Origin of the sequence: Streptococcus sp. DD13 (assembly GCF_001578875.1) — a bacterium.
Taxonomy (GTDB): Bacteria; Bacillota; Bacilli; order Lactobacillales; family Streptococcaceae; genus Streptococcus.
In genome coordinates, this window is record NZ_KQ969506.1 from 722,962 (window position 1) to 747,326 (window position 24,365).

19 protein-coding genes and 1 riboswitch are annotated in these 24,365 nt (G+C 42.9%); of the genes, 3 read left to right on the top strand and 16 right to left on the bottom strand.

Annotation, left to right across the window (positions count from 1 at the left end):
• Positions 1-108 precede the first annotated feature (108 nt).
• From upp to STRDD13_RS03310, 5 genes are all read right to left on the bottom strand, one after another.
• Positions 109-738 carry a uracil phosphoribosyltransferase gene (gene upp, locus STRDD13_RS03290; RefSeq protein WP_067101832.1) on the bottom strand — a complete coding sequence of 210 codons (630 nt, stop codon included), beginning with the start codon at positions 736-738 and terminating at the stop codon, positions 109-111.
• A 117-nt stretch (positions 739-855) separates the two neighbouring features.
• Positions 856-3,528 carry a magnesium-translocating P-type ATPase gene (gene mgtA / locus STRDD13_RS03295; protein WP_082781165.1) on the bottom strand — a complete coding sequence of 891 codons (2,673 nt, stop codon included), beginning with the start codon at positions 3,526-3,528 and terminating at the stop codon, positions 856-858.
• Between the two features lie 214 nt (positions 3,529-3,742).
• Positions 3,743-3,896, bottom strand: a riboswitch (M-box (ykoK) riboswitch).
• 93 nt (positions 3,897-3,989) lie between these two features.
• Entirely contained in the window at positions 3,990-5,153 is a 1,164-nt protein-coding gene (locus STRDD13_RS03300) for a MalY/PatB family protein (protein ID WP_067101836.1), read from the bottom strand.
• A gap of 11 nt (positions 5,154-5,164) precedes the next feature.
• The gene (locus tag STRDD13_RS03305; protein WP_067101838.1) at positions 5,165-6,259 is read right to left on the bottom strand and encodes a cystathionine gamma-synthase; all 1,095 of its coding nucleotides are present in this window, start codon (positions 6,257-6,259) and stop codon (positions 5,165-5,167) included.
• Positions 6,260-6,487: 228 nt separating this feature from the next.
• On the bottom strand, positions 6,488-8,128 hold the full coding sequence (locus STRDD13_RS03310) for a putative polysaccharide biosynthesis protein (protein WP_067101841.1): 1,641 nt from the start codon (positions 8,126-8,128) through the stop codon (positions 6,488-6,490).
• Between the two features lie 85 nt (positions 8,129-8,213).
• Here STRDD13_RS03310 and STRDD13_RS03315 point away from each other — a divergent pair, with 85 nt between their 5' ends.
• Positions 8,214-9,662, top strand: coding sequence for a UDP-N-acetylmuramoyl-L-alanyl-D-glutamate--L-lysine ligase (locus STRDD13_RS03315; protein ID WP_067101843.1), 1,449 nt, complete (start codon positions 8,214-8,216; stop codon positions 9,660-9,662).
• A gap of 36 nt (positions 9,663-9,698) precedes the next feature.
• Here STRDD13_RS03315 and STRDD13_RS03320 read toward each other — a convergent pair whose 3' ends face one another.
• Positions 9,699-10,415 carry a pseudouridine synthase gene (locus tag STRDD13_RS03320; protein ID WP_067101846.1) on the bottom strand — a complete coding sequence of 239 codons (717 nt, stop codon included), beginning with the start codon at positions 10,413-10,415 and terminating at the stop codon, positions 9,699-9,701.
• A gap of 69 nt (positions 10,416-10,484) precedes the next feature.
• Here STRDD13_RS03320 and STRDD13_RS03325 point away from each other — a divergent pair, with 69 nt between their 5' ends.
• Both STRDD13_RS03325 and queA read left to right on the top strand, forming a co-directional pair.
• On the top strand, positions 10,485-10,667 hold the full coding sequence (locus tag STRDD13_RS03325) for a hypothetical protein (RefSeq protein WP_067101849.1): 183 nt from the start codon (positions 10,485-10,487) through the stop codon (positions 10,665-10,667).
• A gap of 10 nt (positions 10,668-10,677) precedes the next feature.
• Positions 10,678-11,706 carry a tRNA preQ1(34) S-adenosylmethionine ribosyltransferase-isomerase QueA gene (queA, locus tag STRDD13_RS03330; RefSeq protein ID WP_067101852.1) on the top strand — a complete coding sequence of 343 codons (1,029 nt, stop codon included), beginning with the start codon at positions 10,678-10,680 and terminating at the stop codon, positions 11,704-11,706.
• Positions 11,707-11,782: 76 nt separating this feature from the next.
• Here the strand turns inward: queA and STRDD13_RS08825 are convergent, their stop codons facing one another.
• The 10 genes from STRDD13_RS08825 to STRDD13_RS03385 all read right to left on the bottom strand — a co-directional run bounded on the left by STRDD13_RS08825 (position 11,783) and on the right by STRDD13_RS03385 (position 24,357).
• Positions 11,783-12,022, bottom strand: coding sequence for an integrase core domain-containing protein (locus STRDD13_RS08825; protein WP_269450094.1), 240 nt, complete (start codon positions 12,020-12,022; stop codon positions 11,783-11,785).
• A 38-nt stretch (positions 12,023-12,060) separates the two neighbouring features.
• Positions 12,061-12,666, bottom strand: coding sequence for a superoxide dismutase SodA (sodA, locus tag STRDD13_RS03340; protein ID WP_067101855.1), 606 nt, complete (start codon positions 12,664-12,666; stop codon positions 12,061-12,063).
• Between the two features lie 70 nt (positions 12,667-12,736).
• On the bottom strand, positions 12,737-13,774 hold the full coding sequence (gene holA / locus STRDD13_RS03345; RefSeq protein WP_067101858.1) for a DNA polymerase III subunit delta: 1,038 nt from the start codon (positions 13,772-13,774) through the stop codon (positions 12,737-12,739).
• Positions 13,775-13,842: 68 nt separating this feature from the next.
• The gene (locus STRDD13_RS03350) at positions 13,843-15,447 is read right to left on the bottom strand and encodes an ATP-binding cassette domain-containing protein (RefSeq protein WP_067101861.1); all 1,605 of its coding nucleotides are present in this window, start codon (positions 15,445-15,447) and stop codon (positions 13,843-13,845) included.
• Positions 15,448-15,742: 295 nt separating this feature from the next.
• On the bottom strand, positions 15,743-18,646 hold the full coding sequence (locus STRDD13_RS03355) for an oxidoreductase (protein ID WP_067101864.1): 2,904 nt from the start codon (positions 18,644-18,646) through the stop codon (positions 15,743-15,745).
• Between the two features lie 9 nt (positions 18,647-18,655).
• Positions 18,656-19,417 carry a type I 3-dehydroquinate dehydratase gene (gene aroD, locus STRDD13_RS03360; RefSeq protein WP_067101866.1) on the bottom strand — a complete coding sequence of 254 codons (762 nt, stop codon included), beginning with the start codon at positions 19,415-19,417 and terminating at the stop codon, positions 18,656-18,658.
• Positions 19,418-19,426: 9 nt separating this feature from the next.
• Entirely contained in the window at positions 19,427-20,620 is a 1,194-nt protein-coding gene (locus tag STRDD13_RS03365) for an MFS transporter (protein ID WP_067101869.1), read from the bottom strand.
• Positions 20,621-20,644: 24 nt separating this feature from the next.
• On the bottom strand, positions 20,645-21,520 hold the full coding sequence (locus STRDD13_RS03370; protein WP_067101872.1) for a quinate/shikimate dehydrogenase: 876 nt from the start codon (positions 21,518-21,520) through the stop codon (positions 20,645-20,647).
• Positions 21,521-22,005: 485 nt separating this feature from the next.
• A complete protein-coding gene (rhaD, locus tag STRDD13_RS03375) occupies positions 22,006-22,836 on the bottom strand; it encodes a rhamnulose-1-phosphate aldolase (protein WP_067101875.1) in 831 nt (276 codons plus the stop codon).
• A 189-nt stretch (positions 22,837-23,025) separates the two neighbouring features.
• Complete coding sequence (locus STRDD13_RS03385) at positions 23,026-24,357, bottom strand: PTS galactitol transporter subunit IIC (protein ID WP_067101880.1); 1,332 nt, start codon at positions 24,355-24,357, stop codon at positions 23,026-23,028.
• Positions 24,358-24,365: the final 8 nt, after the last annotated feature.

Consider the following 24,365-nt stretch of genomic DNA (forward strand, 5'->3'; position numbering starts at 1 on the left):
TCAAATAAAAAGTATGGTTTTCGCTCTTCTCGCCTACTTTTGGAAATCAAAAAAACAGCCTTCACCCCAAAAGAAATGAAGAGCCGTTTTTCAAATTGTATGATTCTCTTATTTGGTCCCGAAAAGCCGGTCTCCAGCATCTCCTAGACCAGGAACGATATAGCCATGTTCATTTAGATGATCATCGAGAGCAGCCATAAAAATGTCTACATCTGGATGTGCTTCCTGAAGAGCCTTGACTCCTTCTGGAGCTGCGACCAAGCAAACAAACTTAATCTGATGAGCCCCACGTAATTTAAGAGAATTCACTGCTAAGATAGCAGATCCTCCCGTTGCCAACATTGGGTCTACCACAATGATGCGGCGTTGACTAATATCGTCTGGTAACTTAACCAGATACTCAACTGGTTGAAGCGTTTCTTCATCGCGGTACATCCCGATATGACCCACTTTTGCTGCAGGAACCAGACTAACCAATCCATCTACCATTCCAATCCCTGCACGAAGGATAGGGACAATCGCTAGTTTCTTCCCTGCCAGTTGCTTTTGGACTGTCCTTGTAATTGGGGTTTGGATTTCCACATCTTCAAGAGGAAGGTCCCGAAGAACTTCATAGCCCATCAGCATCGCAATCTCATCTACCAGCTCTCGAAAGACCTTGGTAGAGGTCTCAGTGCGTCGTAAAATAGAGAGTTTATGTTGGATTAGTGGGTGATTGATGACTTCTGCTTTTCCCATTTTCTATTCCTTTCTCGGATTTTTTGCTGTTCCTATTATAGCAGATTTTTAGAAAAACGCCATCTATAAGAATTTCTAATTCGCAAACTAAAAATCAGATTTTTCTCATCTTTCCTCTTATAACCATTCCTTGTAACGTTGAATATACAAGCGTTTCACAAACGTTACACTTAACATGTAAAGCAAGATAATGGCTACCAATAAGAGGAAATAAAGTCCGTTGAGCTGGCCCAGTTTAAGGACGGACGCTAACGGTGTATAAGGAAGCAGGGTGACAAAGAAAGCTGCTGCCAAGGTCGTGACGAGCACAGAAAATGCTGGTCGACTTTGTAAGAAAGGAATCTTCGGTGAGCGAAGCATGTAGATGACCATGGTTTGAGACCACATGGATTCAATAAACCATCCTGTTTGAAAGAGGAGTATAAACTCCGCTGCACCTGCAGATCCATGAACATAGTCGTGTCCCACAACCATCGGTACAATCAGAAAATACAAGAACAGATAGGTCATAACATCAAAGATAGAAGAAATCGGACCGATCCAAACCATAAATTTGGTAATGGACTGTGCCTCCCAAATCCGAGGTTTCTTGAGAAATTCTTCGTCTACATTATCAAACGGAAGAGCAATACAAGAAAGGTCATAAATCAAATTCAATACGATCAGATGAACGGGCGCCATCGGTAGAAATGGCAAAAAAACACTGGCAAACAAGAGAGAAAAGATATTCCCGAAGTTGGAACTGACCGTCATTTTGATATATTTGGTCATATTGGCATAGACTTTACGCCCCTCGACCAAACCTTTTTCCAAGACCATGAGATCCTTGTCTAGCAAGATGACATCCGCTGTTTCTTTGGCAATGTCCACGGCTGTATCGACAGAAATCCCAACATCTGCTACCTTCATAGAAGGGGCATCGTTGATCCCATCACCCATGTAGCCTACTTTATGCCCATTCTTTTTCAACTGCAAAATAATCTGAGCTTTTTGAGTTGGTGAAAGTTTGGCAAAAATCGTGACGGTCTCCACTGCCTGAGCAAGCTCTTGCTCATCCATCTCATCGATCTCAGAGCCTAATAAGATCTGACTTGCATCCAAGCCAACCTTTTCACAGACAGCTTGAGTGACTTTCTCGTTGTCTCCTGTCAAAATCTTTGTAGCGACACCATATTCGGATAAAGCCTTAATGGCTGGAGCTGCAGATGGTTTCGGAGGATCTAAAAAAGCTAGATATCCCGTCAAAATCATCTCACTTTCATCTGCTACACTAAAGGCATGTGTTTCATCCAAATGGGACTTGTAACTAACCCCTAAAACTCGGAGTCCTTGTTCATTTAAATAAGCTACTTCAGCTAAGATGTCGGATCGGACCTGATCTGTCAAGGGGCTAATTTCCCCTTGGTAATCCACATAGCTAGAGATGGCCAACATCTCTTCTAAGGCTCCCTTAGTGACCATGCTCACGACATCATCCTGGTGTTTGACAATGACGCTCATCCGACGTCGCTCGAAATCAAACGGCAATTCATCAATTTTTCGAAAGTCCTTGTTCAGATGGCGAACAATTTCATGTTTTTCTGCTTCTTTCTCCGTCCGATGGATAATCGCCCGGTCCATTAGGTTTTTCAATCCTGTTTGAAAATAAGAATTGAGATAGGCCCGGCGAAGAACGGTTAAATCGAGTTCTCCGTGAATGTCCAAGGGGTACTCTAAGACAATTTCATCTTGGGTTAGGGTTCCTGTCTTATCCGTACACAGGACATCAATGGCTCCTAAATCCTGAATCGCATTTAACTTTTTGATGACGACCTTTTCCCTCGCCATAATAATGGAACCTTTGGCCAGACTTGCAGTGATGATCATTGGTAACATCTCAGGTGTTAAGCCAACACCGACACTAAGGGCAAATACACCTGCCTCTAGCCAGTCTCCATCGGTCAATCCATTGATTAAAAAGACAATAGGCACCATCACCAACATGAGACGGATCAACAGCCAGGAGATGCTATTCATTTCTCGTTCAAAAGAGGTTGGCTCATCAAAATTACGAATGGTCTTTTCGATAGCCCCCATCATGGTATCGTCTCCCACTGCTAAGACCAAAGCAGTCCCCATTCCGGAAAGGACATTGCTTCCCATAAAGGCTAGACATTCATTTTCCAAGAAGCTGTCCGTTTCTTCTTGCTTGGATTTATCGAGACAGATTTTTTCGACAGGCTCGCTTTCTCCTGTTAGACCAGATTGCTGGACAAAGAAGTCCCGCGATTCCAGTAAGAGAATATCTGCCGGAATCATATCTCCGGCACTCAGTTTGATCAGATCTCCTACAACCAACTGATCAATGGGAACTTCGAGTTCAGTATTGTTTCGTATAACGGTGGCAGTATTTACAATCAACTGGGACAGATTACTGGCCGCACGGTCGCTTCTTAGCTCCTGCACAAAGCGAATCCCTCCAGAAATCAATACTAAGACAACAATAATAATCGATGTTGTCGGGTCTTCTTCTCCTGGTTTTGCTAACCAGACATTGGTAACAAGAGAGACAAAAGCGATGACGAGCAGAATCACCGTAAAAGGATTGATGATCGATTCATAAATCTTTCGAATAATCGACTCTTCCTTTCCCTTACTGATGCGATTTTCGCCATACAGTGCGCGGTTTTTTTCAATCTGTTCCTCTGTCAGCCCAGAAAGACTGGTGTGGTAGACAGACAGAGTGTCATTGATGGTGTTTTGAATAGCCGCTTTAAAGCGTTCATTGACTTGATTCATTTTTTCCTCCATTTTTATTTGGAGTCCATCACTGGTTCGATCCGTCGATACAAATCAATGATAGACTGAGTGTATCCGGTTCGGGGTGATCATCGATCTGCATCATCGTTCTCCTTTCGAAATAGTGGTCGTGTGTGGCTTTTCCTGCCTTAGAAACTGGCTGGGCATTAAAAATAGTCTATCCAAGGGTTTCGGATAGACTACTTCTACTTAAACACGAGCTTCTAATGACTGTCCGTTCAAGCTTTAACTCCATAAGGCGATGAAATGAGCTTAGTCTTGACCTTAGCGATCAGGACTGTTGACCAACGAGTAGTGTCTCCACTGCTTTGCGGTAGTCATCCGTATCCTTATGGTAGCCTCACCTACCGATTTCTGTCTTTATCATACTCCTGTATCCTGAGGATGTCAAGAGACTCTAGATGATTTTTTAAATCAAGCTCCAAAATGGGGGAAATGCCTTTCTCTGGCATTTATTTTCCAAAAGATGTGGTCAATCGATGACAAATCTCCTGTATCAAAGTGAAGGGAGCTGCGGTATTTAAGCGTGCATGATGCCGGCCTTCGCGACCAAAATCCAGTCCTGCATTCAAAATGACTTTCGCTTCATGGCGAAGTTTATCTTGTAAGGCTTCATCGGATAGCTCATAAGCCGAAAAATCTAGCCAAATCAGATAAGTCCCTTGGGGTTTCATAACTTTAATCTTGGTTTTCTTTTCAAGCTCGGTCACCACATACTCAATATTTTGCTCCAGAATTCCCTTTAACTCTGTCAACCAGGGCTTCCCATATCGATAAGCAGCTTCTGTCGCTAAAAATCCCAGTCCAGATATTTCATGCTGGTTATTGGCTAGTTGTTTCCGTTGAAAAGCTTTTCGCAGGCGGGGATTTTCAATGATTGCGAAAGAATTTTTAGTCCCTGCGATATTAAAGGTTTTTGTCGCGCTAGTCAATATCAAACTGAAATCCTTAAAATCAGATTGAACCGTATTAAAGCTCACATGTCGATGTCCAAACAAGGTCAGATCCTGATGAATTTCATCCGAAACAAGGAGGACACCATATTCTTGACAAAGTCGTCCAATCTTCTCCAGGGTTTCTCTCTCCCAAACGCGTCCTCCAGGATTGTGAGGATTACAAAGAACATACATTTTGACATTTTGTTCTTGAAAATCCTTTTCTAATTGTTGAAAATCGATCTGAAAGAGACCATCTTTTTCAACAAGCGAGTTCTCAATTAGTTTGCGTTGGTTGAGACGGACACTGCGTGCAAAAGGCGGGTAAACAGGTGTATTGATCAGAACAGCATCGCCTTCTTTTGTAAACGCTTGGATGGCCACTGAAATAGCCGGTACGACCCCTTCTATGAAGACGACATCCTCTGAAGCAAAGTCATAGTCGTGCTCTGTTTTTTCCCAATGCCGAATGCTATCAATCAGTTCTGGACTGGCATAGGTATAGCCATAGACTAGCTGATTCGCATAGGCATGAACTGCTTCTTGGACTTCAGGAAGCACTTCGAAATCCATATCAGCAATCCAAGCTGGGATGACGTCTCCATCTTCTTCTGTCGCCTGCCACTTATAGGTGTGTTGCCCTAGGCGATTGGGGTATTCCGTAAAATTGTAGCGACTCATAACCTATCCTCCTAGTCCTCTTCTAGTGCTTGACGAAGATCTTGAATCAAATCTTGGGCGTCCTCAATCCCGATGGACAAACGGAGCAAGTCATCGGTCAATCCATATGAATAACGTAGTTCCCGCGGTACATCAATATGGGTTTGCGTCGCTGGGTAGGTGATTAAGCTCTCTACCCCACCCAAACTTTCCGCAAAGGTAAAGACTCTCAACCGGTTCAAAATAGACGGAATTTTCGCTTCATCTACGACTTTGAAAGAAACCATACCTCCCTTTCCTGTATAGAGGACTTCCTTTACTGCGGGAGAAGATTGCAGATAGTCAACGACCTTGAGAGCATTTTGTGTGGATCGTTCCATCCGTAAGGAGAGCGTTTTTAGCCCCCTCATCAATAAATAACTATCCAGGGGAGACAAGGTCGGCCCTGTCGTATACTGATCAAAATAGATTTTTTCATAGAGCTCTTGATCGGAAGTGATGAGAACCCCGCCCAAAACATCATTATGTCCGGAGAGATACTTCGTCGCCGAATGTAGGACAACATCTGCCCCAAGCGGAATCGGATTCTGATATATCGGACTATAAAAGGTATTGTCCACGATCAACTTAGCCCCAACTGCATGGGTAGCCTTTGCTAATGTTTCGATATCAAACTCCACCATCAAGGGATTGGTCGGCGTCTCTATAAAGACATAATCGGTCTCTTCTGAGATCGATTCCAGGAGCTCCACTTCCGTCTGACAGTAGGTAAAGGCAAAACGACCGGCTTCTTCTTGTTGCTGGAACCAGCGATAAGATCCCCCATAAAGATCTCTAGCAGCAACAATTTTACTGCCTGTCGGAAATCCGTTAAACAATAAAACCAAGGCTGCCATACCAGAACTCGTGACAACTGCATGGTCAGCCTTTTCAATAGCTGCCAATGTTTCCTCCAACAAGGCTCGCGTTGGATTCTTGGTCCGTGTATAATCGTAGCCAGTTGACTGACCAAATTCTGGATGTTGGTAGGTCGTTGATAAGTAGATTGGGGCGATTAAGGCACCCGTTTTCTCATCGGAGCGAATACCTGCATGTGCTAAAATAGTGTCTCTTTGAAATTCGGTCATGTACTGTTCCTCCCTTGATGAATCGGCTTCAACTTCCTCTTCATTCGTTTCTTCCTTTATTTTACCATGAAAGCTTCTAAATCAAACTTCTCTCCTGATATATAAATCTAAAGGCAAACATTAAAATTTTTTATCAGACCATTTTCGAGAAAAAACTAGCCTTAGGTGAAGACTAGTTTTGGTTTTATTCCTATATCTCATTTTCTCTTAAAAAACGGACCAAGACGGTTAGCGAATTCTCACCTTATGACGGAAGCTTTCCGCCTTTTCTTTTCCAATCACTAAATCAATCAAACGCGTCCACAAGGCTAAGTAAGCATAAACTCCACCACCAATCACAACACTAAAGAACAGATGGATCATAGCAGACAAGCGGCCGGTAGTTGGAAATACCAGGGCGAAAAAGACTTCCAAAATACCTAAAACAAGCATCATGAGAAGCGATAAAATCGTGATAAACAGCGTTCGTTTGATAAGGGTTTGCTTTTTAAAACGGGTCACCTGATGAATCCGTTGCAGCATCTTCCAAATTGGCCAGGCGAGCCCAACGATAGTCGAAAGTAAGGGGCCATAGGCTTGAAACAAAAAGATAAAGGGAACTTGAATAACCAGCTTTATCAGCACCCCTTCTCCGAAATAACGGACAGCCCGACGATTTTCAAAAAGTGCTTGAATCATCGGTGAAAGAACGGTATACAGGGCTAAAAAGATCGTTTGCAAAAGGGAAACGATAAAGAGTCCCACAGCCAATCCATCAGGTAAACCGTAAAAGACTGTATAAAGAGGAGAAGCCACTACAATCCCGCCAACAATAGCTGGAACTAATACAACTGCCAACATGGTGAGGTTGTTGACAATCAAACGAGCGGAGGCCTGATGATCTCGCTTCACAAAATTCTCTGTCAAGAGAGGGATCCCAACTCCTCCAATCGATGTCGCAACAGCCACTAAGATCATGATAATCTTGTTGGGATTTCCAGAGAAGTAGGCAAATTGAACCTGTAACTCCGTAGACGTATACTTGGTAAACCAAGACATCGAGTTGACAAATGTCGCTTGGTCAATCAGTTGAAAGGTTTGAATGGCAGAACCCGTAATAATAAAGGGTACAGCTTCTCGCAAGGTTTCAAGCAACATGGCTGTCGTATCCAGCGATTGATCTGACGCCCCTCCCTTTAGCAACTTCTGGATCATCCCTTCCTTGTAAAGGTAATAGGCCAACACAGCCATACTCGCAAGCATTCCAACAAAGGCCGCAAAGGTAGACTGGGTAATGGCTGCTACATAATCTCCAGTTCCTAGTTTCATAATCATAAAGGTAAACAAAAGCATCCAAATGACACGGATAATCTGCTCTGCTACCTGGCTCATTGCAAAGGGTTTTAGGTTATTAAACCCTTGAAACAACCCCCGTATGACACTCATAACAGGGAAAATCAATACGGCCCAAGACAGACTATGAATGACCGGAATCAACTCCTGACCGCCACCTGAAATAGACGCAATCATGGGAGCTGCCAGATACATGATCCCAGCCAAAATCAGCCCCACAACAGCCATAAAGGACAGGGTCTTTCGCATCATCGGATAGACAAGATCCCCTTCTCCTCTAGAGTTATACTTGGCGATTTGCTTCGAAATCGCAACAGGAATTCCTGCAGACGAGATCAATAAAAAATACCCATAAATATTGTAACCCATCGTAAATAGGGCATTGGCCTGGGCTGCCTGACTGCCTAGCCACATATACCAAGGGATGACATAGACCAGACCTAAAAAGCGACTCGCAAAATTTCCGATAGTTGACCACAGCGTCGAACGAAGCATTTGCTCTTGTTGATGAGCTGCGTGTGATTTTGTTTCAGACATAGTATTCCTCATTCTTTCAGTATCTTTCATTATAAACTTTTCTTAGAAACTTGTAAAACGATTCCATAAAGTTTACAATAGAGGTATGATTACATTGAACCGTATCGTTGAGATCCTACAATCTGACCAGAATTTTTGTAGCTTCATCAACCCTAGTGATACTCCTTCCCTTTCGGAAGACTTTATTTTTGATCAACTCTCCTATGACAGCCATAAGATAGAAGCGAATACTCTTTTTTTTGCCAAAGGTGCCGGATTCAAAAAGGCCTACCTCGAGCAAGCTATCGAAGATGGCCTTCGCTTTTATATCTCAGAGACTGATTTTCACGTTTCGATTCCAGTCATTGTCGTACAGGATATCAAACAAGCGATGAGTTTAATAGCTATGGACTTCTATGGCAATCCACAGCGTTCGCTAAAACTTTTAGCATTCACAGGAACCAAGGGAAAAACGACGGCTGCTTATTTTGCCTACAATATCCTAAAAGAAGAGTTCCGACCAGCCATGCTCTCAACAATGAATACCACACTAGATGGTGAACATTTCTTCAAATCCACCTTGACAACTCCAGAAAGTTTAGATCTCTTTGCCATGATGGCTGAAGCCGTGCAAAATGGTATGACACATCTGATCATGGAAGTTTCGAGCCAAGCCTATCTAGTCAAGAGAGTATATGGCCTAACCTTTGATGTCGGAGTCTTTCTCAATATCAGTCCCGACCATATCGGTCCTATCGAACATCCTAGTTTTGAGGATTATTTCTATCACAAGCGACAGTTACTGAAAAACAGTCGTGTTGTGATTGTCAATAGCGATATGGATTACTTTCAGACCGTCTTTGAAGAGGTTTCTACTCAAGACCATGATTTTTACGGTAGCCAATCTAGCAACTGCATCGAGCAGTCCCACGCTTTTGACTTTGTCACGAGCGGAAAGATAGCTGGACAGTTTGATATCCAACTCATCGGCCGCTTTAACCAAGAAAATGCCCTGGCAGCTGGTTTAGCTTGTCTGCGCTTAGGTGCTAGCCTACCTGCGATACATTCTGGGATTGCTACTACCACTGTCCCTGGTCGTATGGAAGTCCTCACCCAAGAAAACCAAGCAAAAGTGTTTGTTGATTATGCCCACAATGGAGATAGCTTGCAAAAGCTCTTAAGCGTGGTCACCGAGCACCAGTCCGGACGTATCACCCTCTTAATTGGAGCCCCTGGCAATAAAGGAGAAAGCCGGCGGAAAGATTTTGGCCTTCTGCTGAACCAGTATCCTGCGATCCAAGTGATCTTAACAGCTGATGATCCCAATAAAGAGGACCCTCTCCAGATTTGCCAAGAAATCGCCTCTTACATGACGAGACCCTACCGGATCATTGTCGATCGGGAACAAGCTATCGCTCAGGCGCTCTCAGAGACGACGCAAAAAGGCGATGCCGTAATCATCGCCGGAAAAGGGGCTGATGCCTATCAGATTGTTAACGGAAAGAAAGATCTGTCCTATCCGGGAGATATCGTTGTCGCTCAAAAGTACCTCTAAACAAAGAAACCTCTGATGAACAACCATCAGAGGTTTTTAATCTAAAAATTCCTTTAACACCTGGCCCTCCTCTTTCGTCAGAGTGCGATAAGCCCCTGCTTCAAGATTTCCAATCTGAAAAGGGCCAAACCTTTCACGCTTAAGATAGATGACCTTTAAACCATAGGCCAAAAACATCTTTTTAACTTGATGAAACTTCCCTTCTCGAATGGTCAAGCGAGCGACACTTTCTTCCTTTCCAGACTGGACAATCGTGAGTTTGGCCGGCTGACACCTTACCCCATCTAAGAAAAGGACTCCTGCTTTGAAAAAATCAACAGCATCTGGTTCTAGCATCCCATTCACCTTAACCAGATACATTTTTTCCACATGATAATCCGGGTGAAGCATCCGATAACCTAGAGGGCCATTGTTGGTTATCAAGGTCAGGCCCTCTGTATCTCGGTCCAAGCGACCAATCGGATAGAGACCCGGACGATAATCCTCTTTTCGGATACAATCCAGAACAGTCGGATGTTCTCGATCTGAACAAGCTGCCACGACTCCCTGAGGCTTGTTGAGTAAATAATACACTGTCTCCGTATTTCGAATGCGTTTCCCTGAAACATGAATCTCCTGCAGTTGCGGATCAACATTCTGCCCTTCTTTTTGACAGACGATCCCATCTATTACAACCTGTTTCCTTTGGATCAATTTTTTAACATCTTTTCGGCTACCATAGCCTTGGGCTCGTAAAAGTTTATCTAAACGCATACAGTCAGTATACCATAAGAAGGGACGATTTCCTTTCTCAGCCCTCAGAGAATATGGTATAATGGGCTTATGGAATTTATTACACAGATTTTAATCGCCTTTATCATTGCTATTGGCCTAGCAATCCTTGCTTACTTTATCCAAGGGAGTTACAAGGTCTTAAGTCGGATCCTCCTGGTCCTTGCAGGGATTATTTTTGCCATCCCTGTGCTTGTTCTCATTTATTTCCTCTATATCATCATTACGGCTTAAGGGGGATCTCATGAATACAGCAGACTTTGACTTTTATTTGCCCGAGGAATTAATTGCCCAAACACCTCTCGAACAGCGCGACCAGTCGAAACTTCTTGTCCTAGACCGAAAGACCGGTGACATCGTCGATACCCACTTTGACCAGATCATCGATCAGCTCCATCCAGGTGATGCCTTGGTGATGAACGACACAAGGGTTTTACCAGCTCGTCTCCACGGCGAAAAGCTAAATACACATGGTCATGTTGAGCTTCTTCTGTTGAAAAATACAGAAAATGATGACTGGGAAGTTCTCGCGAAGCCCGCGAAACGATTGAAACAAGGAGCACAGATTATCTTTGGAGAAGGCCGTTTAACCGCTACCGTCTTAGAAGAATTGGAACATGGCGGTCGGATTGTTCGATTTAACTATGATGGGATCTTTCTCGAAGTACTTGAAAGTCTCGGAGAAATGCCTTTACCTCCCTATATTCATGAAAAACTTGAAGATAAGGATCGCTACCAAACGGTTTATGCCAAAGAAAATGGATCTGCCGCTGCACCAACAGCTGGCCTTCATTTTACCCCAGAATTATTAGAGAGAATCCAGCAAAAGGGAGTCAGGCTCGTATACCTGACTCTCCATGTCGGACTTGGGACTTTTCGACCCGTTTCAGTGGAAAATGTGGACGAGCATGAGATGCACTCAGAATTCTACCAATTAACAGAAGATGCTGCTCGCACCTTACGTGAGGTCAAAGCAAACGGTGGAAGAATTGTCGCTGTCGGCACTACATCGATCCGAACACTCGAAACCATCGGCAACCGATTTAACGGCGAAATACGAGCTGATTCCGGTTGGACCAATATTTTTATCAAACCAGGTTATCACTTTCAGATTGTCGATGCCTTCTCGACTAATTTCCACCTGCCAAAATCCACCTTAGTGATGTTGGTATCCGCCTTTGCTGGGCGAGAGCTTGTTTTATCCGCCTATGAGCACGCTGTGTCTGAACGCTACCGATTTTTCAGCTTTGGAGATGCCATGTTTGTCAAATGATCTGAAATCACCCAAAACAGCAACACTCCTTGCAGGAACTGTCATCGTACTGACCCCAAAAAGTTAAACAAATAATTTAAGTAAAGGATTTAGTTCTGTACTTCACAGGACTAAGTCCTTTTAATTTGATCTTAATTCGTTTATTGTTGTAGTAATCAATGTAGTCTACAATAGCTTGTTCCAATTGCTCAAGTGACTGAAACGTCTTCTCATACCCAAAGAAGAACTCTTTATCAGAATTACTGAAGAAGACCAGGCCAACCGTTAGGTCACCGAGAATAACAAAAAAACAGCTCCCCTGAAAAGAACCATCCATTTATTGTAGTCCTTACAGGCAGCTGCCTCATAATATTCTTATTTTGCTGCTAGATACAGTTCATTGACTTTGTCCCAGTTAATGATTTCAAAGAAAGCTTTGATATAATTTGGTCGAACGTTCCGATAATTGAGATAGTAGGCATGCTCCCACACATCTAAAGCCAAGATTGGTGCCAATCCTTGTGAAAGGGGAGTATCCTGGTTAGCCGTCGAAACAACTTCTAATTTTCCTTCTTTATTGACCACAAGCCAAGCCCAACCGGATCCAAAACGTGTTGTCGCAGCTGCAGAAAAGGCATCTTTAAAGGCATCAAATGAGCCAAAATCGCGATCAATCGCAGCTTGCAATTCTTCAGATGGTTGAGTGGATTCCGCTGTTAACAATTCCCAGAAAAGGGCATGGTTCAAATGACCACCACCATTGTTAATCACTGCTTGACGAATATCTTCAGGAATCGTTGTCACATCGGACAAAAGAGCCACCAAATCTTCTCCAATTTCTGGATGTTTTTCAAGAGCTGCATTGACATTGGCCACGTATGTCGCATGGTGTTTGTCATGGTGCAAAGTCATTGTTTCAGCATCAAAGTGTGGTTCAAGTGCATCATATGCATATGGTAGTTCTGGTAAAATAATTGCCATCATAGGCCTCCTCTAACTTTTTGATTACTTCCATTCTACCCTAGCCTGCAAGCCTTTTCAAGCTTTTTGCTCATGAAGTAAATGAAAGTAGCCTTAATAATAGGAGATCAAAAAGGTATTCTTTTTCCATTTTTCCAGATTTTATCTCAAAATCACATTGAATCAACTCTTTCACAGCCTGTTCAAAAAAGGAAATGGAATACTGGCGAGAATCACGTAAAGCAAAGCGAACCTGATAGGGATTGACTTGCCTTCCGAGAATCCTAGATAAGCTCGCTACAATCTGGCTTTCTCCTCCTTGTCTTTGAGAGAGAATTTTCACTTGCAACATGATGCGAAATTGATTCAGCAAAATAGCCACTAACTGCACTTCTTCTTGCCCTTGAAGTCTAAGGTCTGAGACCAGCTGGCGTGCCTTATCAATCTTCCCCTGCAAGAGCAACTGACTCAGCTCAAATACATTGTCTTGCAAGGTTTTCGGAAGTGCTTCCTGAATATCTTCCAAGGTGACGAAGCCTGAAGCCTTATAGGCCAGTAAAAACTGAATATTTTTATGACATTCTGAAAAATCCATATTCGACTTTTCTAAAAATGCCCGAAAAACGGAAGGCTCCATCTGGAGACCGACATTTTGAACCACTTTTGAAAAGTAGGAAGCAAGTTCTGCTTCCTTAATACTCGCAGCCTCAATGACACGCGCGTCTCTTTTCAACAATTTCACAATCCTGCGTTTTCCATCCAGCTTGCCAGGGGCAAAGAAAATCACGCGATTGGTTTCATTAGGATGTTCAAGGTAGGCCTCTAATTTCTTGAGTTCATCTTCTTTTAAGAAATTTTTCTTTTGAGTGGTCACGTCTAAGAACTGATCTACTAGAATAATCTTTTCTTCCTCAAAAAATGGAAGGCTTTCTAAATCATTTAAAACCTCTTCGAAAACAGACTCCGATAGATCAAAATAAGAAAAACGGAGATCACTCGCCTCATAGTGAAGGAGCTCTAACAACTTTTCTTTGACCTGCGCATATTGCCCCAAGTCCTCTCCTGTAATCACCGTGAGGGCCGGAAGATTCTCTAGGCTCAGTAATTGTACTTCTTCTATCGCTAACATGTCCTCATTATACCAAAAAAGCTCGCCAACAAGCGAGCTTTTGTAAAAATGAAGAGAGAAATCAATCCTTAGGCTCCTAATTCAATGACTTGATTGAGGAAGGACTTGGTCGCATCCGAGAGATGATGACTGACCATAATCACTGTAGGGACCTGTGAAAGGATGGATTTTTCCACCTGTTGAGCAGTTTCCTGATCCAAACTAGCCGTCGCTTCATCTAAAATCATCACAGACTTCCCGCGCAGCATAGCCCGCGCGATAGCGATCCGTTGCCGTTGTCCTCCTGAAAGATTGCTTCCATTGTCCTCAATCAGAGTGTCTGGTTCAAACGCATCAAGCTTCAGCAGAGACAAGATCCGCTTGATATCTTCATCCGTATGCTCCCCTTTTAGGTCTACATTGCGTCGAATACTATCATTAAACAAAAAGGTCTGTTGATTGACATAAGAAAGACTGTGAAAGACTGGTCCTTGGTTAACTTGCTGATTTACAAGGTAATCTCCACTTTGAGGAAGAATTTGCCCTGTTAAAATCCGTAACAAACTTGTCTTCCCACAACCACTCTCCCCTGTCAGGGCGTACTTCTTCCCCTTTTCAAAGATGAGATTGGACGGCAAATTTATGGCCTTTTCCCCGTAGGAAACATGGATATTGTGTAGTGCCAAATCCTCAATCACCTGAGTGGGGCTATCTTTCATTTGAGCAGATTCTATCAAGCCTGCCTGCTTAGACCACAAAGCTGATGTCCATTCATTTGAACTCTCGCTAAACAGATTCACATCCGCAAATTGACTCGCATATAGGTCCTGTCCTGAACGATAAAATTCTCGTTCGGAGATAAAGACCATGACAGCTGCTCCAAAGGATGGAAGCAGAGCACTAACCGATAAGAAAGCTCCCATTTCTACACGTCCAATTAAGACTAAATAGGACAAAAAGCCAAGGGCGAATACGGTGACAAGGGCATTTACAAAGGTCAAAACAGCACTCATCATAGCCGTAAATGTTTCTGTCTTTAAGACGACTTTTGAATAACGATAAGACGCTTCTCGAGACTTCTGAAAGAAGACAGAAAAAGCAACATTCTCTAAAAAAGTATCGTATCCTTGCAATAGTTCTCGCATCTTAGCCAAATATCCTTCTTTTGCCTCTTGTGTCTGAAGGATCAGACCAGATAATTTCTTTTGGAACAGTTGAGGAACGATGGTCATCACTCCAAACGAAACAAGGGCTAGGATAGCCATACTATAGTGGATCAAGGCCAATCCGAGGAAGACAAATAGGGTTGTCGCAGCTTTTTCTACCATGGATAACCATTTTTCCAAGGTCAAATCAAGCACTTTGTTCACATCATGAACATAAGTGGATAAGCGCTCTCCATGATCTTTTTGATGAAAGTCTTCATAAGAAAGTAAGGCATGGTAGTGGTCCAAACTCTGCTTGATCCCTTGCTCTAAAAAGAAGACTGCATTGGCTTTGGTTTTCATTTTTAGATACAGCATCACTGAAAATGCCAGGTAGACTCCGACTACCAAACCAATATGAAAGAACAGTTGCCGTATATCACTGACTACCAAGAGTGATAGCGAATAAGACATCGCCACTTCCAAAAAACTACAGAGCACGGCTACCACTGCAGCCCACCGGACACTCCTAAATCGCGTTAACTTCATCTTTCTCTCCTCATCCAAATGCTTGTTGAGCATCCCATTTTTCGTCTTACATTTTTCATTCCAAGAAAACGGAAGGGCCTTTCTTCTTTTACGGATGCTTTTTATCCCTTCCCTTTTATTATTCGTAATGGAGAGATAGTTTTGGAAAGAATATCTTGTTTTAGACTCAAATCACATTCTAAAGAGGACGGATAGGACGGAATCCCCCTTCACAAAAAAATCGAACCCTGTCTCTATGGAAGACATTTAGGTCCGATTCTTTCATTTATCTGTTTTCTTTATTGAGATTACGATTTTATTTCACTTGTTCGGCAGCCAGTTTACCTGAAGTCAGGGCCCAAGCGTTGTTGGCACCAGATGGTGAGTCGGTTCCCATGACACCACCGACAACCTCACCAGCAGCATAAAGACCTTTGATAACGTGACCTTTGGTATTGTGGACTTGCAATTGCGTGTCCACAACCAAGCCACCCATGGTCGTTGCAAAACGTGGTTTTTGCTCAATCATGTAGTAAGGGCCTTCTCCTACTGGGACTTGCAAGAACATACTTGGACGCCCAAACTCTTCATCGACACCCGTTTCAACAGCCTTGTTGAAGCGCGCTACGGTATCTGCAAGAGCATGCCTATCCATACCTGCTAAGTCAGCCAGATCTTCTAACGTTTCAGAATGGAAGAGGAAAGGTGTCTTGCTACCATTTGCTTCCAACCACTCGTTGACTTCTTTTGGTGAAATACCAGCTTCAGCCAAGCCTTCACGGAAGCTGTCAAAATGTTTTTGGTCCAAAAGCAAGTACAGTACTTTTGGCTCTTGTTCCATCAAGACTTCTAAGATGTCGTGGTTGCTTGCCCGTTCATTGATGACACGATGCCCAAGTGAATTGACCAGAATACCATTTTCCTTGAGGACACGTAAGTTCCCATCAATCGTTGATTTGGCTGTACCTGGTGAAACTTCTACTCCATTCGGATAGATTTTACCGTAATCCATCATAAGGGTAGCCGCATCCACGTCTGGAGCTTGAGCCATTTGGACGCCCTCACCCATTGATGAGCGAGTGCCGTAGAAGAGGACATCTTTAAGATCCTCTGACAGCATGGCCTTGTTGTTCCCATAACCACCTGTCGTGAGGATAACCGCCTTCGCTGTGAAGCGGTGAGTTATTCCGTTTTCTTCCACTGCTACTAGGCCTGTTACATTGCCTTGACCGTCTGTCAAGAGTTTTTCAGCCTTGGTTTGCAGAAGCAATTGAACACCAGAATCTGCCATTTTGGCACGGACAGCATCCGCAAAGCCGTGCCCTCCATGGGCATAGGCTAGCTCACGATTTTTACGGTATTCTGCTAGGATGTGCAGGCCACCTGCCATGTCATAGTTGACTCCTACATAATCGTGAACCCAATCAGTGGTTTGACCCACGTTTGTAGCCAGGAGTTCGACCAACTCGACCACATTTTTGTGATTCCCATTTTTTAGGAAGTCTTCGACCATGATTTGTGGCTCATCGTCTGTAACTCCAGCTTCGTGTTGAAGACGTGAACCGAGCACCACCTGGTTTCCACCCGATACCGAGATTGCACCTCCAATAAAGCTGAGTTTTTCAATCAAGACGGTCTTTAAGCCCAATTCATCTGCACGAAGGGAGGCCGCAATACCCGCAGCACCACCACCGACAACGACGACATCCACTTCTTCTTCGAAGACTTCTGTTGAGCGTTCGATGATTGGTTTTTTACGTGCCTTCAAGACATCCACAGCATCTTGACCGCTAGCCTGACGTGCTGCATCGGATACGCCATCAATGACCCCTTGGCTGGTTGAGGACGCACCCGATACGGCATCCACATTCAGTGTTTGGAATTCGATGATTTGTTTTGGCATGCGCTCAAATACCAAGTCAGACAAACCAGCTGATTCTCCTGAATTGTCAATCTCAATCGCTGTAATCTTGTGCTCATCGAAGGTGACCACCATTGGCAATTCGCTATTGTGACCATAAGCGGTCACATGGTATTGACCTGGTGTGAATTCTAAGTCCTTGCTCATCAATTCTTTTAAGCGTGCCGCTTTCGCTTTCTCCGCTTCGACATCCTTGACAAGGAAGAAGGTATCGTCCATGAAGTCCCACAGTGGCTCTGGAATAAAGAGAGCCTCACGGTCATGTACATCAGCGAATGGTTGAACTTCCTTACCAGCTTTGATACTGCCAGCCCAATCAGCATCTACTAGATACCCTTTGGCTACAGCAATCAAGTCATAACCGGCTTTTAAGGCTCCTTCTGCATCTTCTTTTTGCAGGATGGCACCGACACCGATAATAGGAGTTTCAGCCAATTTACCCGTTTTTTGTGCGTTAAATTTGGTCACGAGCATTTCTGGATCGGTATTATCGACGATGGAACTTCGTGTATACACCCCCATAGAGAAATGGAAGTAATCCAAATCATACTCAGCCAGTTCCTGTAAAAGGTACATGGTATCTTCAAAGCGAATACCTGGTTCTTCCAATTCTTCAGGTGAGAAGCGGTAGCCCAAGATAAAGTTTTCTGCCCCTTCTTCTGCAATCACGCGTTTGGCTGCTTTGACGACTTCTAGAGGAAATTTTGCCCGTTTTTCAATGCTACCTCCCCAAGCATCTTCCCGACGGTTTGAGTGAGGGGAGAAGAACTGTTGCAAGAGATAAGTATTGGCTCCGTGCAACTCCACTCCGTCAAAACCAGCCTGGATAGCCCGACGGACCCCTTCAGCAAAGTGATCAATCATGGCTAAGATTTCTTGGTGGGTCATCTCCGTTGGGACAGGAGCGTTTGGTCGAAGGGCTGCTACAGGCGAAGCCGAAATCGGATTTTTCCCTTCGTTCATATTTGGGAAGCCCATCCGACCAGCATGGTAAATCTGAATGATAGCTTTTGAGCCTTTTTCTTTAATTGCAGATGCCAGGCGAGCTAGGCCAGGGATCTTGTCATCCGTGTCAATCCCAACAGCTCCATAGAAGCCACGACCAAAGTTTTCGACAAAAGCAGACTCCACAATAATCGCACCTGCTTCACCCGAACGATGAGCATAATACTCTACCAATTCTTGAGGGATTTTCCCATCAAAGTAAGCAGATTGAGTGGTCATGGGGGACATGACGATCCTGTTTTTGAGCGAAGCTCCATTTTTTAGGGAAAATGCTTCAAATAATTGTTTTGACATGGTCACTCCTTACTGACTGCTATCCAATTTGAAAGTATCTAAAATCGTCCGCAACTCTGAAACAGGTACTTGACCAGGTGCAGAAGCTTTGGCAGCAGCTCCAAAGGTAGCGGAGGAACCAAAGGCTTCTCCAGCTACACGGCTGACCATCCCTAGTGCTCCCATCGACATGGTAATTAAGGGACGTTCTGAGACAGCTTTTCGTTCTGCTGTTGCTTGCAAAAGGGTTAAGACATCCAGGTTTGACTGAGGCATCACTGCAATCTTACAGATATCTGCTCGTCTTTCCTCCATAAGAGCCAGACGACGGACGATTTCATCCTTTTCTGGTGTCGCATCAAAGTCATGATTGCACATAATGACCTTCACACCATGCTCATGAGCCAGGTCAATCATTTCTTGAACATCTCTTTCAGGCATGAACAGTTCCAAGTCGATCAAATCAGCTTTTCCACTTGTTACCACTGCTTTGTAGATATCAAAGTAAAGCGCATCAGAAATTTCCAATACCCCACCTTCCTTGGCTGTCCGGAAGGTTACCAAGAGAGGTTTTTGTGCCGCTTCTTTCACACGATGGGAAAAGGCAGCGACTGCTTGAGGAGTTTCGACAGCTTCATAGAAATCAATCCGCCATTCAATGACATCACAATCTAAGTCACGCGCCTGTTTCGCCGCAGCCAAAATTTCAGCTTCTGTTTGTCCTACCAGAGGAACGAGAATTTTTGGTCGTCCTTGACCAAATACGACATTTTCAACTTGAACAGTTTTCATTCCAGTCTCCTATTTTTTTGTTGTATCGATTGTTTGGTAATAGCGAATAAAGACGATCACGGCAATCACAAACCCGATGACTGCAAACACGGTATCCATCAACATCACATTTTGGAGGCTCATCCGTCCACCAAAGAAAGGAATCGCAAACGAAGCAATCGAACCAAATGTGTAGAAAATTGAGGTGATCGTTCCTTTACCGGCTGGGAACATTTCTCCCATCACTGTCAATCCTAATTGCATCACACCACCTGCTGCAAAGAAACCAACCAGAGCGGCACCAATCTGCATCACTGTTGGACTAGGGAACAAGTACATGACAGCGATGGAAATCATAGACATAAAGGTATAAGGAAGAACTAAATTAACTGGACGAATTTTTATCCCTACAAGTGCTGTAAAGGCTACACACACCAAAGTTCCTGTGGAATAGGTCGATAAGAGCAAGGAAGCAGCCCCCTCGTCCATCCCTGCAACCGATTGGCCATAAGCGGAGATGAACTGGGAAATCGTATAGAAAGTCGCTTGTGAGATAAAACCATAGAGAACAAAAGCGACCCCTTCTAACCACATTTTGGGTTGAGATTTGAATACAGAAACAGATTCTTCTTTTTTCTCACCAGCCGCTTCTGCTTCTTTCGCATCTTGGTCTGGGAAAGGGGTCCGCCAAACCAATAAAGCATTTAACAAAAGAGCTAATGCTGCGATATAAAAGCTTAATTGATACTGGCCTACAGCAGTCGCTAAGAGGATGATAAAAGGCAGAATCCACTGTCCAATTTGAACTGCCGCCTTAATCAAAACAGTAGCAGTTCCGGCATTTTTCGGATAAGCTTCCATCAAGGCAGGATAGGTTCCGGAATCTAAGAAGGAATTTGCAATCCCTGCGATCACTGTTAAGATTGCGGCAACTGTCGTATTTGGCGCATAGAGCAAGCCGACAAAATACAAGATGTAACTCACCATTCCAAGTAGAACAAACGGTTTTCGACCAAACTTATCCGATAAGTAGCCTGAAAAGACAATGGCAATCAAGCGACCAATCCCCAACATCGAAACAACTGTCATCACCCCTTGAGCATCCGTATTCCACTGGACACCTAAAGCAGCCTTGTTTTGAGAAATAATCACAACCCCAATCCCATGGACGATATAGTTAATGTATAGAGACAAGGCTGTTAAGTGGTAATTTTTCTTTGTCATAAATTCAAATCTCCCCTCGTTTTCTTATTTAAATAAGACGGACTCAACATAATCAATCGGCATTTCTTCACCTGTAATCAATTGAAAGGCTTCTGCTCCTTGATACAACATCATTTTCAATCCATTAAAGGCAATTTTAGCTCCATTTTCTCTCGCAAATTTCAATAATTTCGTTTCTGCTGGCGCATACACCACGTCCATAATCGCTAAGTCAGGACGAATCAACTCAGGATCATTGATCAAGGAAACATCCTCTTGTGGTTTCATCCCTGCACTCGTCGCATCGATATAAATAGAAGACTCTGCCAAGGATTTTTTGAACGCTTCCTGGTCCTCCAAATGGTTCAGCGTCGCAATCGTATCTGTATTTTCTAGGATTTTACGGACTGTTTCTTGTCCATTCGCGTAAGTCTTATCATCACGGTTAAAGATGCGAAGCTCCTTTGCACCGTCTAAGGCCGCTTGAATCGCAATCGCTGTTCCTGCACCTCCACAACCTGTAATCGTGACGATTTGGTCTTTAATTTCTACCCCTTCTGATGCGAGCGCTTTCATCGCTCCTACACCATCTGTGATATGACCTACCAAATGTCCGGTTTCATTCACATTGACAACCGTGTTGACTGCACCCACCAATTTTGCTGCTGGAGATAACTCATCTAGCAAGGGGAGGATAGCTTGTTTATTTGGCATGGAAACATTTGAACCTTGAATTTTGAGGGCACGAATTCCTTGCACAGCATCTGCTAATTCTTCATTCCCAACTTCAAATGCTAAATAGGCATAGTCCATCTTATTTTTTGCGAATGATTCATTCCACATGGTTGGTGAAAGACTATGGCGAATAGGATATGCAATTAAGCTAACTAGCAATGTATGACCATTTAAACGTTCTGACATGATAATACCTCTTTTTATGATGTTTTTAACGTGGAGTATTCCACTAGTATTTGCCAAAATGGCTTGTAGAGTGACACACTAACATACAACCCATTTTTCAATGTAAAAAAGAATGTGACCTTTTATCCCCTTGTCTGAAATACCCCTTTCCTCTCACTTCTTTTCCTGAAATCATCCTCCAAGAGAAAGTTCGTGATTTTTTTAACGATGTCTTCATTATACCACTTTCACAAACTCCCGTCTAGATATTTTAGGAGGTGAAGAAGTTGCTTTCTACCAGATTTTCGTCATGAGAGCCTTCTTTAAAAAACCTTTTCCCTCCCACCAAAAAACACCATTTCTGTAGGGAAATGATGTTGCGGGCTCTTTGTTCTTTAAAGATTTTTCTTCTTTTTCGTTTTTTAGGATAAGGAACAAGAAAAGACAAACCTCAAAAATGGTTTGTCTGCACTCTAAAACCTAGAAATCACAAGGATTCCCTCACACTATAAGTAAGCTCCTGATACTCCCAATTTCTCGCAAACAAGACGAAGATTATCCTGGCTCAGCACATTATTTTCATAAATATCTTTTCCACTAATCCGCTTCAGTTCTAATGCGATGTGAGCCGCTTTGTCTGCTGTTTCAATCAGCCCAAAACAATCTTGATAGCTTGTTCCTGTGGCCAATACGCCATGTTTTCCCCATACAACCATTCGATGACCTTTCAATTCTCGAGCCGTTTCCAAACCAATTTCTTTCGTTCCTGGAACCTCCCACGGAAGAACTGCAAGACCATCCGGAAAAACAACAATTGACTCCGTCAAGACTGACCATAGATCCATAGTCAACGAACGACTCGTGATATTTTGTAAGAGGGAATAAATCACGATATTAGTGGCATGATTGTGAATCACAACACGTTGATCTTGATTTTGTTCCATTCGACTAGCCTGTGCTAATATGTGCATGAAAATTTCACTAGTCGGTTTCTTACCTGTTACAAAACCAGCTACAACTTGATAGCCATTTTCTGTTAAGCGAATAATTCCTGAATCAACTTCTGGCTGATGATGTAGCACTCTAAAATGACTAAAAGTAGCAGTTATGAGGATGTATTGCCCGCGTATAATTTTAGGTATTTCCATCACTTTAACTTCAGGAAGGGCTTCCTCGTATACAGTAAAAGGTGTATCTTTGAGATCTCGGACGAGATGTTTTATTTCTTCTTCTGTTAAGCGGTAGCTAACATTTCCTCCATTATACTCATCCCACCCCTTTTGCCACATATCGTAGGTCACCTCACAAAGTTCTTCAATATATGTTGGATATGTCATGTTTTCTCCTCTCTTTTATTTCTTGCAATTTTATAGCTCGCTTTTTATCCCAGTCTCTAAATAACTTTTGTTTTTCAAGATAAATCCCAATAGGAAGTATGAGGATATTTAACCATAAAATGCGATAAATAATCGAAATGATAAATAGAGCCGAAAGGAACAATAGTAAACCTTTTTTCATTTGAATCCTCATTCTAATGTCCGATTATATTTTTTTCGATCTGCTAATAACCACGCATACAAACCTAACCAAATAACACCTAGAAGAATCGCCAACCATTGTCCATTAAAGCCATTTGCTAAAATATATCGAATATCCGGACCTTCAAAGGTTGCCCAAGAAATTTGGCCTTTTTGAGTTAGCGTTCCAGTTTCTTCAGCTAATCGCGTCATATAAGGAGTAAAGTAAGTGGCTCCGTAAAGAAAGAGAGGCGTTGAGATCAGACCATGAATGATCATCCGAAGTACATTTCCATTTGTCAGTAACAAAGCGCCCACTACAAATGATAAATTAATAATTCCAGCAAACGGTAAGACTATATTTCCTGGAAGTAGAATTGCACCAATTAAAAGGAAGGGGATCGTAAAAATAACAGCTACCCACAGTTCATTCCGTCCTCCCAAGACAGGCCAATCTAAACCAATATAAACTTCACGATCTTCAAATTTATCTCTCATAAAGTCTGAAACAGCTTCAGAAATCGGAGAAAGTGCCTGAGAAAAGAGCTTTGAAACCATAGGAAATAAGGTCAAGGCAGTAGCCGCTTGAACCGCTAGGGTTAAGGCGTATTTAATTCCATTTCCAGATGCAGCCCCTAATGCTAACCCAATCAGTGCTCCCATTACAGAATTTTCACCAAATATTCCGATTTTTTCTTTTAAGGTATCCGCATCAAATTGCTTATTCAAAAAAGGTATTTTTTTCAATAATTCATCAATTGGATGTAAAATAACAGCGATAAGGGTGATAAAATGAGGAACAGTGATCCCTGGAACACCAGTTAAACGCTCTATTTCTGGCGCAAATGCATCTCCTAATTTTAGTTCCAAGACAATAATGATGCCAGCTGCAATGAACCCAAAGATAATATTATTTGTAAAATAAGTTACGATAACGGCTGTAAAAATCTTATTCCAAACATTCCACAAGTCTACGTTCAGCGTTTTCGTTTGTTTGGACACAAGCATCACAAAGTTTATGATAAGCTGCAAAGGGAATACTAGAAAGGCATACGGCCAAGCCCAACTAATAGATGCTGCTCCGGGCCAACCTATATCTACTGCAGGTAGACTGAGACCAGTATGAACTGTCAAGTCATTAGCAGCCGCTCCCATACTACTCATAATATAATTCACCAGAATTCCCATACCTGTAAAGGCAATTCCCAATGTCAAAGAAGCTGTAAAAGCATCACGAAACTTCATTTTCATTGCAAGACCTACGATAAGCATTAAAAATGGTACAAATACTGCAGCTCCTAAATCCAAAATAAATTGGACAATAGTTTGTAATAATTCCATCATATCCT

Coding starts and splice junctions, on each gene's coding strand:
- STRDD13_RS03385 (WP_067101880.1), bottom strand. CDS start 24,357: ATGGAATTATTACAAACTATTGTCCAATTTATTTTGGATTTAGGAGCT.
- STRDD13_RS03325 (WP_067101849.1), top strand. CDS start 10,485: ATGGAATTTATTACACAGATTTTAATCGCCTTTATCATTGCTATTGGC.
- STRDD13_RS03350 (WP_067101861.1), bottom strand. CDS start 15,447: ATGAAGTTAACGCGATTTAGGAGTGTCCGGTGGGCTGCAGTGGTAGCC.
- STRDD13_RS03315 (WP_067101843.1), top strand. CDS start 8,214: ATGATTACATTGAACCGTATCGTTGAGATCCTACAATCTGACCAGAAT.
- holA (WP_067101858.1), bottom strand. CDS start 13,774: ATGTTAGCGATAGAAGAAGTACAATTACTGAGCCTAGAGAATCTTCCG.
- sodA (WP_067101855.1), bottom strand. CDS start 12,666: ATGGCAATTATTTTACCAGAACTACCATATGCATATGATGCACTTGAA.
- aroD (WP_067101866.1), bottom strand. CDS start 19,417: ATGAAAACTGTTCAAGTTGAAAATGTCGTATTTGGTCAAGGACGACCA.
- upp (WP_067101832.1), bottom strand. CDS start 738: ATGGGAAAAGCAGAAGTCATCAATCACCCACTAATCCAACATAAACTC.
- STRDD13_RS03355 (WP_067101864.1), bottom strand. CDS start 18,646: ATGTCAAAACAATTATTTGAAGCATTTTCCCTAAAAAATGGAGCTTCG.
- STRDD13_RS03365 (WP_067101869.1), bottom strand. CDS start 20,620: ATGACAAAGAAAAATTACCACTTAACAGCCTTGTCTCTATACATTAAC.
- rhaD (WP_067101875.1), bottom strand. CDS start 22,836: ATGACATATCCAACATATATTGAAGAACTTTGTGAGGTGACCTACGAT.
- queA (WP_067101852.1), top strand. CDS start 10,678: ATGAATACAGCAGACTTTGACTTTTATTTGCCCGAGGAATTAATTGCC.
- STRDD13_RS03320 (WP_067101846.1), bottom strand. CDS start 10,415: ATGCGTTTAGATAAACTTTTACGAGCCCAAGGCTATGGTAGCCGAAAA.
- STRDD13_RS03305 (WP_067101838.1), bottom strand. CDS start 6,259: ATGACCGAATTTCAAAGAGACACTATTTTAGCACATGCAGGTATTCGC.
- STRDD13_RS03370 (WP_067101872.1), bottom strand. CDS start 21,520: ATGTCAGAACGTTTAAATGGTCATACATTGCTAGTTAGCTTAATTGCA.
- STRDD13_RS03310 (WP_067101841.1), bottom strand. CDS start 8,128: ATGTCTGAAACAAAATCACACGCAGCTCATCAACAAGAGCAAATGCTT.
- mgtA (WP_082781165.1), bottom strand. CDS start 3,528: ATGGAGGAAAAAATGAATCAAGTCAATGAACGCTTTAAAGCGGCTATT.
- STRDD13_RS08825 (WP_269450094.1), bottom strand. CDS start 12,022: ATGGATGGTTCTTTTCAGGGGAGCTGTTTTTTTGTTATTCTCGGTGAC.
- STRDD13_RS03300 (WP_067101836.1), bottom strand. CDS start 5,153: ATGAGTCGCTACAATTTTACGGAATACCCCAATCGCCTAGGGCAACAC.